The sequence below is a fragment of the Brachybacterium subflavum genome, assembly GCF_009299795.1.
GTDB classification, from domain to species: domain Bacteria; phylum Actinomycetota; class Actinomycetes; order Actinomycetales; family Dermabacteraceae; genus Brachybacterium; species Brachybacterium subflavum.
The window spans coordinates 154,816-167,488 of record NZ_VIGP01000001.1; the positions used below are offsets into that span (position 1 = coordinate 154,816).

At 70.7% G+C, this 12,673-nt stretch carries 12 protein-coding genes; 6 read left to right on the plus strand and 6 right to left on the minus strand.

Going from position 1 to position 12,673, the window contains the following annotated elements:
• Window positions 1-24: 24 nt before the first annotated feature.
• Window positions 25-408, plus strand: a complete 384-nt coding sequence (locus FHG10_RS00660; RefSeq protein WP_152351423.1) for a hypothetical protein — start codon at window positions 25-27, stop codon at window positions 406-408.
• Here FHG10_RS00660 and FHG10_RS00665 read toward each other — a convergent pair.
• The 4 genes from FHG10_RS00665 to FHG10_RS00680 all read right to left on the minus strand — a co-directional run bounded on the left by FHG10_RS00665 (window position 336) and on the right by FHG10_RS00680 (window position 5,229).
• Entirely contained in the window at window positions 336-1,646 is a 1,311-nt protein-coding gene (locus FHG10_RS00665; protein ID WP_152351424.1) for an ABC transporter substrate-binding protein, read from the minus strand. The genes FHG10_RS00660 and FHG10_RS00665 overlap by 73 nt on opposite strands.
• A 143-nt stretch (window positions 1,647-1,789) precedes the next feature.
• Window positions 1,790-3,751 (minus strand): heavy metal translocating P-type ATPase, encoded by a 1,962-nt coding sequence (locus FHG10_RS00670; protein WP_152351425.1) that lies wholly within the window; start codon window positions 3,749-3,751, stop codon window positions 1,790-1,792.
• Window positions 3,748-4,137, minus strand: a complete 390-nt coding sequence (locus FHG10_RS00675) for an ArsR/SmtB family transcription factor (protein ID WP_152351426.1) — start codon at window positions 4,135-4,137, stop codon at window positions 3,748-3,750. The genes FHG10_RS00670 and FHG10_RS00675 overlap by 4 nt, the downstream gene beginning before the upstream one ends.
• A 63-nt stretch (window positions 4,138-4,200) precedes the next feature.
• Window positions 4,201-5,229, minus strand: coding sequence for a serine protein kinase RIO (locus FHG10_RS00680; protein ID WP_152351427.1), 1,029 nt, complete (start codon window positions 5,227-5,229; stop codon window positions 4,201-4,203).
• Between the two features lie 402 nt (window positions 5,230-5,631).
• Here FHG10_RS00680 and FHG10_RS00685 point away from each other — a divergent pair, with 402 nt between their 5' ends.
• From FHG10_RS00685 to FHG10_RS00695, 3 genes are read left to right on the plus strand one after another with little or no spacing between them, the layout of a single operon-like run.
• Window positions 5,632-6,924: an ABC transporter substrate-binding protein gene (locus FHG10_RS00685; RefSeq protein WP_152351428.1), complete on the plus strand. Its 1,293-nt coding sequence runs from the start codon at window positions 5,632-5,634 to the stop codon at window positions 6,922-6,924.
• Window positions 6,914-7,828, plus strand: coding sequence for a carbohydrate ABC transporter permease (locus FHG10_RS00690; protein ID WP_152351429.1), 915 nt, complete (start codon window positions 6,914-6,916; stop codon window positions 7,826-7,828). Before FHG10_RS00685 ends, FHG10_RS00690 begins: the two co-directional genes overlap by 11 nt.
• Window positions 7,821-8,708 (plus strand): carbohydrate ABC transporter permease, encoded by an 888-nt coding sequence (locus FHG10_RS00695; protein ID WP_152351430.1) that lies wholly within the window; start codon window positions 7,821-7,823, stop codon window positions 8,706-8,708. Before FHG10_RS00690 ends, FHG10_RS00695 begins: the two co-directional genes overlap by 8 nt.
• Window positions 8,709-8,736: 28 nt before the next feature.
• Here FHG10_RS00695 and FHG10_RS00700 read toward each other — a convergent pair whose 3' ends face one another.
• Both FHG10_RS00700 and FHG10_RS00705 read right to left on the minus strand, forming a co-directional pair.
• Window positions 8,737-8,982, minus strand: a complete 246-nt coding sequence (locus FHG10_RS00700) for a hypothetical protein (protein WP_152351431.1) — start codon at window positions 8,980-8,982, stop codon at window positions 8,737-8,739.
• 4 nt (window positions 8,983-8,986) lie between these two features.
• Entirely contained in the window at window positions 8,987-9,223 is a 237-nt protein-coding gene (locus FHG10_RS00705; protein ID WP_152351432.1) for a hypothetical protein, read from the minus strand.
• A 281-nt stretch (window positions 9,224-9,504) separates the two neighbouring features.
• On the opposite strand from FHG10_RS00705, the gene FHG10_RS00710 reads away from it, so the two are divergent.
• Together FHG10_RS00710 and FHG10_RS00715 are read left to right on the plus strand one after the other, a co-directional pair.
• Entirely contained in the window at window positions 9,505-11,676 is a 2,172-nt protein-coding gene (locus FHG10_RS00710; protein WP_152351433.1) for a GxGYxYP domain-containing protein, read from the plus strand.
• Between the two features lie 43 nt (window positions 11,677-11,719).
• Entirely contained in the window at window positions 11,720-12,670 is a 951-nt protein-coding gene (locus FHG10_RS00715) for an amidohydrolase family protein (protein WP_152351434.1), read from the plus strand.
• The last annotated feature ends 3 nt before the right edge of the window (window positions 12,671-12,673 follow it).

Sequence of the window (12,673 nt, forward strand, 5' to 3'; positions counted from 1 at the left end):
CCGTGTGGTGAGCGCGGGGCCCGGGTGACGGCCGCCGAGCCGCCGGGAGCGGGCCGCCGGCACGGCGCCGCGCTGCTGCTGTCCTCGCTCGCGCTGGTCCTGCTGCTCGCCTCGACCTGGATCCTCGTTGCCGTCGCGCTGCAGGATGCGCCGGTCCCGCTCGTCTCCGCGGGCCGCAGCATCTTCGTCGTGATGGGGCTCGGCGTCCTCGCGGCCCTCGCCTCCCGCGGTCAGAGGGCCGACGGCGATCCGTCGTCCGCGGCGACGGCCGGCGATGGGCCTCGTCGTCATCTCGCGGACCCGCGCATCCGGCTGATCGGGGCCGCCGGACGACCTCAGGACTGCATGCCCTGCACCGAACTGAGGATCGCCTGGGCGGCGTCCTCGAGGGACTGGCTGCCGAAGTAGTAGGCCTGCGACAGCCGGGTGAAGTCGTCGGAGAAGCCGACGCCGGAGGTGGGCGTGACCCGCGGGGTGGGGGCGACCTCCTTCTGCATGTCCCGCGCGAAGTCCAGGCAGACGGTCTCGATCTCGTCGAGGTCCGGCTCGATCTCGTCCTGCACCTCGGGGAATCCCGTCACGCCGCGCTCGATCTTCAGCGCCTTGGCGGCGCCGGGGTCGGTGAGCAGGAAGTCCATGAGCACTCCCGCGTTCTGCGCCGATCGGGACCTCGAGGAGATCGACCAGTACATCGATGCCTTGTTCACCATGTGATGCCGGCCGCTGGTGAGGGCCGGCAGCCGCCACAGGGTCATATGCGCCTTGGACGACGTCTGGAACGTCTGGATCTGCGTGTGGAACTGCAGGTGGAATGCTGATCGGCCGGTGCCGAACAGGCCCTGCTCCACACCTGCAGCAGTGTCCTCGATCTGCGCCGAGACGGAGGGGACTGCTCCGGCGTCCACGAGCTTCTTCGAGTAGTCCAGGAAGGATGCGATCGTGTCCAGGCTGACCAGGGTCTCGTCCGACCGCGGGAACACCTGCTCGCCCGACTGGCGCGCCCACGCCGCGAGCTGGTCGCCGCCCTGTCCGAAGCCGTCCAGGCCCACGATGTCCCTGCCCTCCTCGGCCGCCCACTCGCTGATCCCGGCGGCGGTCCGCTGGAGGTCATCCCACGTCCACGAGGTGTCATGGGGTGCGTCGACCCCCGACTCCTCGAGGATGTCGGAGTTCACCCCGACCGACAGGATGCCCGTGCCCAGAGGCGCGCCGACGAGCGTGCCGTTCTCGAGGCGGCCCGTATCCAGCAGGCTCTTCTCCATGCCGGAGAGATCCAGGACGTCCCCGAGCGTCTCCAGGTCGAGCAGGGCGCCGCGGGTCCCGTAGGAGTCGATGTACTTCTCGTCCATCTGCAGGAGGTCCGGCATGCTCCCGCCCGAGGTCTGGGTCGCGAGCTTGTCCCAGTACCCGGTCCACTCGCTGTACTCGGGCGTGACCGTGATGCCGCTGTGGGAGCCCTTGAAGAGGTCGAACGCCTGCTGCGTCAGCTCATGGCGCAGATCGCCGCCCCACCAGTAGGTGCGCACCGTGTCCGGATCGCTGTTCGACCTCGACGGGAGGTTCGGGCCGCAGGCGCTCAAAGCCGATGCCGAGCCCAGGGAGCCCAGGAAGGCCAGGACGAGCAGGGTCTGGCGGCGGCTGAGCATGCGGGGCTCCGTTCCGAAGATGTCGCTGCCGGCGGCGGTGCCGGAGTCGTCTCGATCATGCGGCGCCCGTCGTGGCGGACCCGCGGGTGAGGAGCCGTCGGCGCGTCCTCATGGGACGAGCATGGTCGTCGGCCCGCGCATCATCAAGGACGGCCCGAGTCCTGGGCGGCGGACCGCGCCGCCTCGCGGCGGCTGCCGGATGACGGATTCTCCGAAAGTGCGCTGGAGTCTCGGACCCCGGCCCTCCTGCCCGGGATCAGGCGCGCGGAGTTCAGGATGAAGGCCGTCTCGCTGCCCACGTGCACGAGCGCTGCGGCCAGCGGATTCAGCACTCCGACGGCGGCCAGGACGATGCCCAGCAGGTCCACGGCGATCGTGCCCGCGAAGTTCGCCATCACGATGCGCCGCGCGCGCCGGGCGATGAGCAGGGTGCGCGCGAGGTCCTCCGGGTCGGAGCTGATCAGGACGACGCCCGCCGACTCCTGCGCCACGTCGGTGCCGCTGCCCATCGCGATGCCGACGTCGGCCCGCAGCAGCGCCGGAGCGTCGTTCACCCCGTCGCCGACCATCGCCAGTCGGTGCCCGGCGGCGATCTCCGCGTCGATCCGCGCGAGCTTCTGCTCGGGGAGCAGCCCGGCCTCCACGTTCTCGATGCCCAGCTCCCGTCCGATCGCGTGGGCAGTCGCCGGGGCGTCGCCCGTCAGCATGAGCACGCGCAGCCCGCGGGTGCGCAGGGCGCTGATCGCGCCGGCCGAGCCGGGGCGCACCGTGTCCGCGAGCTGGACCGATCCGATCCTCTCGCCGTCGGTCCGCACCTGGATCCGGGAGTCCCCGCCGCCGCCGATCTCCACGAGAGCACCGGCCACCCGGGCGCGGATCCCTCGACCGGGCAGAGCGGCGAAGTCCGTCGGCGCCTCGAGGGGGATTCCCATCTCGCGCGCCCTGCGGACCAGGGCGCGGCCCGCGGGGTGCTCGGAGTAGAGCTCGGCGCTGCCGGCGAGGCGCAGCAGCCGAGTGACCGACATCCCGTCGGCCGGGCAGACGGAGACGACCTGCAGGTCCCCGCTGGTGAGCGTCCCGGTCTTGTCGAACACGACCGTGTCCACCGCCGAGAGCGCCTCGAGCTGCGCGCCTCCCTTCACGAAGGCGCCCGTGCGCGCGGTCCGCGCGATCGCGGCGAGCACCGCGAGCGGCGTGCCGGCGGCGATCCCGCAGGCGCCGGCCACGAGGATCACGGAGATCGTCGCCGTGAGGTCGCGCGTGAGCAGGAAGGTGACCGCGGCGCCCGCGAGCGCGATGTAGACGAGCCAGGCGGCGAGGCGGTCGGCCAGACGCTGTGCGGGGGCCTCGGTCGACTGGGCCTCGCGCACCGCGCGCACGATCCTCCCGTACGAGGAGTCCTCGCCCACGCGCTCGGCGCGCACTTCGAGCGCACCCATCTGGTTCACCGATCCGGCGTGCACGCCGTCGCCGGGGCCGACGTCCACCGGCAGCGACTCCCCGGTGATGCGCGAGGCGTCCACGGCGGAAGCGCCTGCGATCACGGCGCCGTCCACGGGAACGCGGCCACCGGGAGGGACCAGCACCGTGTCACCGACGCGGACCTCCGCGAGCGGCACGTCCCGGAAGTCCGCCGGGGCGTCGACCACGGTGCTCGCTCCGCCGCCCGGTCGTGCGGCTGCGCCGTCCGCAGTGCCGTCCTCCTCCGCTGCTCCAGTGCGCCGCACCTGCACGGACTCGGGCAGGAAGGACATCAGGTCCGTGAGAGCCTCGCGCCCGCGATCCATGGAGAGGTCCTCGAGGATCTCGGCGGCGAGCACGAAGGCCGCGATGATCAGCGCCGTCACCCATTCGCCGATGGCTGCGGCAGCCGCGATCGCGAGCAGCATCGACAGCTCCATGCTCATCCGCCGCGCACGCACGTCCTCGAACGCCTCGCGCAGGATCGGCCAGAGCCCCACCACCAGGCCGACGAGCGCGATCAGGGGCATCCGCTCGAGCGGCCACGCGGGCAGCAGAGCCGTCGCGATTGCGCACGCCGCGACCACCGCGATGCGCGCGAGATCGGTGCGATCGATCCGCGCGAGCAGGGAGTCCGCGCTCATGCGCTCGTCCCTCGGTCCCGCGGGCAGCCGGCCTCGAGATCGTCCCGGTGATGCTCCGGAACCCCGCCCACCACGTGCTGCGCCTGCATGACGGCCTGGGTGACGAGCTGGCGCGCATGCTCGTCGATGAGGCTGTAGTAGGCGCGGGTGCCCTCCTGGCGGGCCTGCACGACCTTCCCCCAGCGCAGCTTCGCGAGGTGCTGCGAGATGTTCGTGGGCGACTTGCCGACGCGATCGGCGAGGTCGTTGACGGTGAGCTCGCCGCCGCGCAGCGCGAGGATGATCCGCACCCGAGTGGCGTCCGCGAGCAGAGAGAAGACCTCCGCCGCGAGGTCCGCGTACTGGCTGTGCTCGTCGAACGTGCATTTCTTCGTATCTTCGCGCATACGAAGATAATAAGGCCCCAGCGACCTGGTGTCGAGGGATGTCCGTAGGGGAGCGCCCGCACCTCATCCCCGCCGCTCCATGGCCTCCGTCCACCACTCCTCGGCGTTCGCGCCCCGCGGATCGGCGCCGTGGGCGCGCAGCCAGGTGCACACGTTCTCGCAGTCGCGGCGCAGGAAGTCGGGCCCGTTGGGGTTCGCGATCAGGTCGATCACCTGGGGGACGTCGATCACCACCAGGCGCTCGTCGGCGCTGCGCGGATCGACCAGCACGTTGTACGCCGAGAGATCGCCGTGGACGAGCCCCATCTCGGCGAGGCGCAGCACGAAGCCGCGCAGCTCACGGGTCCATTGCGCGGCCCGCTCGGCCGACGGCCGGCGCTCGTGCAGCCGGGGCCCGGCGACGGGCGTGGCGGGTGCCCCGTGCTCGCCCGGCTTCCGCACCGGGCCGGGTCCGCTGGAGGAGTCGGGACCGCTGGCCGCGTCGGCCCCGCCGACCACGTCGAGTCCGCTGCCCGCCCCGGGCCCGCCGACGCCGATGAACTCCATGCACACCTCGGTGCCCTGGATCTGCACGGGGTAGGGCACGGCGAGGCCGGCGGCGTGCAGACGCGCGAGGGTGTCGAACTCGGCGCGCGCCCACTGCCCGGCGGCGGCCCGCTTGCCGAAGGCGCTGCCGCGCGCGATCGCTCGGCCCTCGCGGGAATCTGTCACCCGCCTGCCCTCGGTGTACTGCACGGAGCGGTGGAAGGAGGTGTGCTCATCGGTGCGATAGCGCTTGGCGACCATGAGCGCGGCCTCGCCGGGCGCGCCCGTGCGGAGGTCAGGAGGCAGGGCGCGCTCGATCAGGAAGGCGTCGGCCTCCTTGCCGGTCTTCAGCACACCGAGCTCGGTGTCGATCGCGCCCTCGTGCTGGACCACCCAGTCGGGGAACGGCTGCGGGCCGCGGTCCAGGGTGTGGGCGGTCTCGGGCCAGGTCGACCAGCGCTGATCGGGCCCGGGGCCATCGGGGTCGTGGGGGAGGTCGTCGTCGGTCACGCCGGCGGTGACCAGAGAGGTGGAGTAGAAGGTGTCCCAGTCGAAGGACGATGCCATGAGGGGTTCTCCCGAGGTGGGGACCTGCGGCGCGGGAGCGCGGGCGCGCGATCGGCGCGGCGGCGGCCGTGGGGCCGACGGCGGTTCAGCAGGTCGGAGCGGAGCGGAGGACGGCAGGGGTCAGCGCAGTGGCAACCATCGGGTCCTCCTCACCTCGGGGTCGGCGCATGGCGGCCGACGCTCGGCAGCACCGTACGGCGCTCGGGGGAGCCGGGTCGAGCGATTTTTCGGAGGAGCCGGGGCGGGCGGGTCGGCGCGTTCGTCCCAGAGCGGAGAGCAGCCCGTTCCGTGGTTCGTATCAGCGCTGGTGAAGCGATTTACGCGTTGCCTGGCGCATGCCTTACCGTGGATCGTCGTCGGCCGTGTCCGCACGCGCCGGAACGACAGCACGAAGGAGTGGCAGTGACAAGCAGACGCACCGTGCTCGGAGCCGCAGGCGTCGCCGCGGCGGGAGGGGCGCTCGCGCTCTCCGGCTGCTCCTCGGGAGACGGCGGAGTCTCCCCGGAGCTCGGCGCGATGGCCGCCACGAGTGCGAAGGACTCGATCAGCTTCCAGATCTGGGACGCCGCTCAGGCTCCCGCGATGCAGCAGATCATCGACGCCTTCCACGAGGACTACCCCGGCATCGAGGTGACGATGTCGGTCGCCGCGTACGGGAGCTACTTCGAGCGCCTGCGCATCCAGGCCACGGGCGACGACCTCCCCGACGTGTTCTGGATCAACGGCCCGAACTTCGAGCTCTACGCCTCCCACGGGCTTCTCCAGGACCTCAGCGATCTCGAGGGGTTCGATCCGAAGAACTATCCCGAGAACCTCGTCGATCTCTACACCTACGACGCGGAGCCCTGCGCGATTCCCAAGGATTTCGACACCATCGGCCTCTGGTACAACCGGGAGCTGCTGCACCGGGCAGGCGTCGATGCGCCCGACGGCTCGTGGAGCTGGCAGCAGTACCGCGACGCCTCCGAGCAGGTGACCCGGAAGCTCCGGTCCGACCGCATCTGGGGCAATCCCGGCGGCATCGAGACCCAGGCGTACATCTATCCGCTCGCGCTGCAGGCCGGCGGCTTCATCGTCTCCGAGGACAAGAAGACCTCCGGGTACGACGACCCCGGGACGCTCGAGGCCTTCGAGTTCCTCCGCGGGATGATCGACGACGGCATCGCCCCCGACGTCCGCTACACCACCGAGAATCGTCCGCAGGATCTTTTCAGCGACGGCCGTGCGGCGCTCATGACCTCGGGCAACTGGCAGGCGGCCGTGCTCCAGGACTCCGTGGTCAAGGAGCAGATCGATGCCGCCCCGCTTCTCCATGGGAAGCAGGAGGGCAATGTCATCCACGGCATCGGCTACGCGATGAGCGCCCACAGCGCGCACAAGCCCGCCGCCTCGGCGTTCCTCTCGTTCCTGGGGTCGGAGAAGGCGAACCGCATCCAGGGCGCCGCGGGGGCCGCGAACCCGGCGTTCATCGGCACCAACGATAGCTTCTTCGACGCCCTCCCCGGGTTCGACCTCGAGCTCTTCGTGGACGCCGCGGAGAGCGCCCGCCCCTACCCCGTCTCGCAGAACACCTCGGCCTGGAACCAGCTCGAGGAGCTCCTGCTCCCCAAGATCGTCGGCGGCCCCGGTGACCTCGCGGAGACCGCGGGGGACCTCGCCGATCGGATGAACGGAGTGCTCGCCGATGAGTCATGAGACCACTGCGGCCGCGCCGCGCAGGAAAGGCCGAGGAGCAGACGGCTGGTGGCCGCTCGTCTTCCTCGGCCCGCTGCTCCTGGGCATCGCCGTCTTCTACTTCTGGCCGATCATCGCGACGGTCATCAACTCCTTCACCGTGTTCGGCCCCTTCGGCGGACGCACCTTCAACGGGCTCGCGAACTACGCGCAGCTGCTGCAGGACTCCTTCATCCCGAGGGCAGTCCTCAACACGCTGATCTACACGCTGATCGTGCTCTGCGGGATCCCGCTCGCGGTGTGCATCGCCTCGCTGCTGAACCAGAAGGGCCTGCGCTTCGCCCGCTTCTACCAGGTGCTGTTCTTCCTGCCCGCGGTCTCCATGCCGGTCGCGGTCTCGCTCGTGTGGCGGATGATCTTCAACAAGGAGTTCGGCCTGGTCAACTGGGTGCTCTCCCTCGTGGGCATCGACGGCCCGTACTGGGTGACCGCCCCCTGGTGGTCGCTGCTCGCGGTCTCGATCGTGGGCCTGTGGTCGAGCCTGCCGCTCGCGATCATCATCCTGGGGGCGGGGTTGCGCGGCATCCCCGCCGAGCTCTACGAGGCCGCGCAGCTCGACGGCGCCGGCACCGTGCGCCAGTTCTTCTCGGTGACCGTGCCGCTGCTGACCCCGAGCATCTTCTTCCTGAGCATCATCACCGCGATCAACGGCTTCCAGCTGTTCGACCTGCTCTTCGCGATGATGGGCCAGGCGAACCCCGCGATGGCCGACACCCAGTCCCTCGTGTACCTCTTCTACTCCGAGGCCTTCCGCCAGAACAACCAGGGGTACGCCTCCGTGATCGCCCTGCTGATCCTCGCGATCATCGGAGTGTTCACGCTGCTGCAGTTCCGCCTTCAGAGGAGGTGGGTCCACTATGAGTGAGACGCCCGCGCACGCACCTGCCACCACCCCCGCGACCCAGACGGCTGCCCGCGACCGTGCCCGCTCTCGTCGGCCCCGCTGGGCGACCCATGCGGTCCTGCTGATCGGCGGGATCCTGATGGTGTTCCCGTTCCTGTGGCAGATCAACATGTCGCTCTCCACGCAGGCGGAGGTCACCTCGGTCCCGCCCAGCTGGCTGCCCGCCTCGCCTCAGTGGCAGAACTATCCGGCGGTCTTCGCGCAGGTGCCGTTCCTGCACCAGTTCGTGAACACGGCGCTGGTGACGATCGCCCGCGTGATCGGGCAACTGCTGCTGTGCGCCCTGGCCGGCTACGCCTTCGCGCGGATGAGGTTCCGCGGCAGGAACCTCGTGTTCGCGCTGGTGCTCTCGATCCTCATGGTCCCGTACCAGATCTACCTCATCCCGCAGTACGGCGTGATCCAGAACCTGGGCCTGCTCAACACCATCGCCGGCATCGCCGCACCAGGCGTCTTCAGCGCCTTCGGCACCTTCCTCATGCGCCAGCACTTCCTGTCGATGCCCGCCTCGCTCGAGGAGGCGGCGCGCCTGGACGGCGCGAACCCGTGGCAGACCTTCTGGCGGATCATGTTCCCGCTCTCCGGGCCGGCGCTCAGCGCGGTCGCGATCCTCACCGCCCTCGCCTCGTGGAACGACCTCATGTGGCCGCTGATCGCCGCCACCTACGACGAGAAGACGACCCTCGCCGTCGGCCTCACGTCCCTGCAGGGCCAGTTCACGACGGACTACCCGGTGATGATGGCGGCGAGCTTCATGGCGATGCTGCCGCTGATGATCCTGTTCATCGTGCTGCAGCGCCGCGTCGTGGAGGGGCTCGCCCATTCGGGCATGAAGGGCTGAGCACTGGAATCGCGCGAGCACGGTGGTCTCAGCGGCCGAACCGCTGCTGCGCCGCCTGGCGGGTGGTGTCCAGGGCCGCACCGATCACGGTCCAGGAGATCCCTGTGTCCCGTGCGGTGGCGACAGCATCCCGCAGCTCCCGTTCTGCGCGCACCAGTCCCTCGCGCGCGGCGAGGATCCGACGGAAGGGTTCTGCATCCTGCGACGGAGTCGTCAGGGGGTCCAGAGAGTCCAGGCCGTTCGCCGTCGTCCTGTGAGCGGGGTCGAATGCCATGCGATCACCTCAGGTAGTCGTAGAAGGTCGGGCGAAGTCGGTCTGCGTGGATGACGAGGGCCGGGGCGTCCGTGGGAAGCGCGACCATCTCGAGCAGCATCCCGTGGCGATCCGGGCCGATGACCAGGAGACGATCCTCTCCGCGGTACTCGTACTCGACGAGTCGTACTGCGTTCCGCCAGGCATGGCGTATGTCGTGGTCGTCGATTCCGTGTCGGCGGGCTGATGCCGTGATGTCCACACGAGTCTCCTGCCGACTGGACGAGCTGTCAAGGATGACTTGACATGGGGTGACGAGGCGGCTCGTCTCGAATGCCCAGGGTGCCCACGGTGTGCGCCCTGCAGCGCGACGATGTGGACGGCGGGGGTGTGGGGAGGGTTGGCGGGTCCATCGGTTCCGGACTCTTCGAGGACTTTTCCGGCAAACCGCGCCACCCGCCGTCTCGTGCCCCCGACCCACCCTTCCCACGTGAGCATCCCGCGGTTACAGTGCAGATCCCCCACCTCCCACAGGAGTCGATGATGACCGTGGATCTGCCCCGCCCCGCCCTCTCCTCCCGCCCTGAGACGGCAGCGCCGACGCCCTCGACGTCCCGCTCGTTCACCCGCCGCACGGCGCTGGCCGGCGGCATCGGTGCCGCGGGCGCCGCCGCTGCCCTCTCGATCAGCGCCCCGTCGGCCGTCGCGGCGGGCCCCGCCCCCGCCGGCGGGCACCACGGCGGCCACCCCGGCGGTGCGGCCCCCGCCGTCCACTGGGAGCGCAGGCGCCTCTTCCCAACCTTCGACCGCGCCGCGGGCACGGTGCGCGTGGGCGACATGCGCACGCTCGACGGCTTCGACCGCCTGCTGCTGGTCACCCTGCAGGGTCTCGTGAACCGCGAGCGCCCCGAGGTCTACCTCATCGCCGACGACGTCGACGAGACCTGGATCCCCGATCTCCCCGCGCGCACCCGGGTCGAGAAGAAACCGCTCGACCTCGTCGGCCGCTACCGCAGGCGGATCGCCGGCGCCGTCGTCTACGACATGGACGCCCCGGACACCATCAACCTCGCGACCACCATCGCCTCCCAGCGCGGCGCGGTCGTCGCGACCGCGCAGCAGGCCTCCGACCACCACCTGAAGGTCGTCGAGGACCTGCGCGGACGCTTCGAGGACGACCCCGCCGCGATCTACGAGTACGCCATCGACCACCTCTGGGAGAGGAGCACCCACAAGGTGCTCGTCGGCCTCCCGCCCACGCACACCGTCGAGGTCGAGGGCGTCGAATGGACCGAGCTGGCGCGCGAGAAGGAGCGGGTCACCGACTCCTCGAACCTCGGCACCGTCACCGTGGACCTCACCGCCCACGTCGGCGACGGCGAGGTGTTCGTGCGCCTGTCCGACTCCTTCCCCGATGACGGCTGGGGGCCCTCGCTCCATCATGCGACCCTCACGGTCGACGGCGAGAAGACCGCCGACTTCGTGCCCGGCACCGACGACGAGGCGGAGTACCTCTTCGACGGCAGCGGTTCGCAGACCAAGGAGGGCCTGCGCTTCGCCGACGGCGGCTCCTCCTTCATCTATCGCTTCGAGGTCCCGGACGGCGCGAAGGCCGTGAGCGTCGACCTCGAGCTGGAGAACGAGTACGCCGTCTCCGCCACGTCCGCCGCACCCACGCGCGTCGAGCCCTTCTCGTCCTTCCGCGACTTCGCGATCGCCACGAGCGCGCTGATCACCTGGCTCCCGCCTTCGGGCGCGAGCGGCAGCCAGTTCTCCGAGCTGCTGGAGAAGGTCGACCCCGGCACCGTCTACGCCGGCTGGTTCGCGAACGACGTCGACGGCGAATGGTCGGGCGTGGAGCTGTGCAGCACCCACGGCGTCATCGTCGTGGCCGCCGACTTCTACATGAACGCGAGCGTGCTCTCCGGCATCCCCGCCCCGACCCGCGCGAAGCCCACGAAGCCCTCGCGCGGCCGCGTCGAGGACCGCACGTACGTCACGCTCACCTTCGGCGAGGGCGACAACATCCAGTTCTGCGAACGGCACATGCGCGAGCTCTGGGACGATCCCGCCCGCGGCTCCGTGCCGATGAACTGGACGATCACGCCGCTTCTCGAGGACATCGGCCCCGCCCTGCTGCACCACTTCCAGCACACCGCGACCGAGAACGACTTCCTGGTGTGCGGCCCCTCGGGCGCCGGCTACACCTACGGCGACTCCTGGCCGAAGGACCAGCTGGACGTCTTCACGAAGGCCTCGGGCCGCTACCAGTCCCGCACGGGGCTCGACGTGGTCTACGCCTACTCGACGCCCGAATCCGGCGAGCCCTCGCCGACCCTGCCCGACTGGGTGCTCGAGTCCTATGCGGACAACGTCGATCTGCGCGGCATCATGCAGACCGACGAGAAGGGCTCGATCAGCGACCCCGGCGCGGCCGTCCCGCTGATCGGCACGTTCTATCCCGCCGGCGGCGTCGACACCTACCGCGAGCAGCTGCTCGCGAAGATCGAGGAGGCCCGCGGAACGGGCGGGGGCGACGGCAGGGCCTCGTCCGGCGGCAACGGCTCGTCGGGAGGCCCTCTGTTCATCGCCGGGCTCATCAACGCCTGGAGCTGGACCCCGTCGGACGTGAAGGAGCTCGTCGAGAGCCTGCCGGAGGACGTCGAGGTCGTGCTGGCCGACGAGTTCTTCGACCTCTTCGCGCGCACCGCCTGAAGGCCCCAGCAGGGGCGGTCATGGCGGGCGTAGCCTGCCCGCCATGACCGCTCCCGCAGACCGCCTCATCGACGTCCACGCCCACTTCGTCACCGACGACTACGTCGCGGCCGCACGCGGGGCCGGGATCGAGCATCCGGACGGCATGCCCGGCTGGCCGCAGTGGGACCTCGCCGCGCAGATCGAGGACATGGATCGCCGCGGCATCGAGCACGCGGTGCTCTCGATCTCCTCGCCCGGGGGCCACTTCGGGGACGACGCGGCGGCGGCATCGCTCGCCCGCGCGGTGAACGACGCCGCGGCCTCGTTCGTCGCCGAGCACCCGCAGCGCCTCTCCTTCTTCGCCTCGCTGCCCCTGCCCGATGTCGACGCTGCCCGCACCGAGGCCCGCCGCGCGCTCGCGCTGCCCGGGGCTCGTGGCGTGATCCTCGAGTCCAACGCGCACGGTCAGTACCTCGGCGACCAGGCGCTCGAGCCCCTGTGGGCGGATCTCGAGGCCGCGGGCGCGATCGTGTTCGTGCATCCGACCTCGCCCGTCGGGGCCGACGGGACGGACCTCGGCCGGCCCCGCCCGATGCTCGAGTTCATGGCCGACTCGACCCGCAGCATCGCCGACCTCGTGCTCGCAGGTGTCCTCGAGCGGCACCCCGGGCTGCGCGTGATCGTCCCGCACTCCGGGGCGTCCCTCGCCCTGCTGTCCGACCGGGTCTCCATGTTCCAGGGCGGGTTCGGCCTGGGCGGCGTGCCCTTCGCCGACGCGATGCGAGGGCTCTGGTTCGACCTCGCGGGCACGCCCTTCCCGCACGCGGCACCGCTGCTGGTGGACGTCGCCGGATCCCAGCACGTGCTCTACGGCAGCGACTCCTGCTGGACCCCGGCCCCGGCGGTCGACGCGCAGATCGCGAGCATCGACCGTGCCCAGCCGCCCCTCGGGGCGACCAGCTGGCGGCGCCTGACCACTCGCAACGCGGAGACGCTGCTGGGCGAGATGTGAGGG

What these genes read in the sequence shown, in the direction of transcription:
- FHG10_RS00680 (WP_152351427.1), bottom strand. Translation starts at nt 5,229, where the DNA reads ATGGCATCGTCCTTCGACTGGGACACCTTCTACTCCACCTCTCTGGTC.
- FHG10_RS00715 (WP_152351434.1), top strand. Translation starts at nt 11,720, where the DNA reads ATGACCGCTCCCGCAGACCGCCTCATCGACGTCCACGCCCACTTCGTC.
- FHG10_RS00675 (WP_152351426.1), bottom strand. Translation starts at nt 4,137, where the DNA reads ATGCGCGAAGATACGAAGAAATGCACGTTCGACGAGCACAGCCAGTAC.
- FHG10_RS00670 (WP_152351425.1), bottom strand. Translation starts at nt 3,751, where the DNA reads ATGAGCGCGGACTCCCTGCTCGCGCGGATCGATCGCACCGATCTCGCG.
- FHG10_RS00690 (WP_152351429.1), top strand. Translation starts at nt 6,914, where the DNA reads ATGAGTCATGAGACCACTGCGGCCGCGCCGCGCAGGAAAGGCCGAGGA.
- FHG10_RS00700 (WP_152351431.1), bottom strand. Translation starts at nt 8,982, where the DNA reads ATGGCATTCGACCCCGCTCACAGGACGACGGCGAACGGCCTGGACTCT.
- FHG10_RS00695 (WP_152351430.1), top strand. Translation starts at nt 7,821, where the DNA reads ATGAGTGAGACGCCCGCGCACGCACCTGCCACCACCCCCGCGACCCAG.
- FHG10_RS00665 (WP_152351424.1), bottom strand. Translation starts at nt 1,646, where the DNA reads ATGCTCAGCCGCCGCCAGACCCTGCTCGTCCTGGCCTTCCTGGGCTCC.
- FHG10_RS00710 (WP_152351433.1), top strand. Translation starts at nt 9,505, where the DNA reads ATGACCGTGGATCTGCCCCGCCCCGCCCTCTCCTCCCGCCCTGAGACG.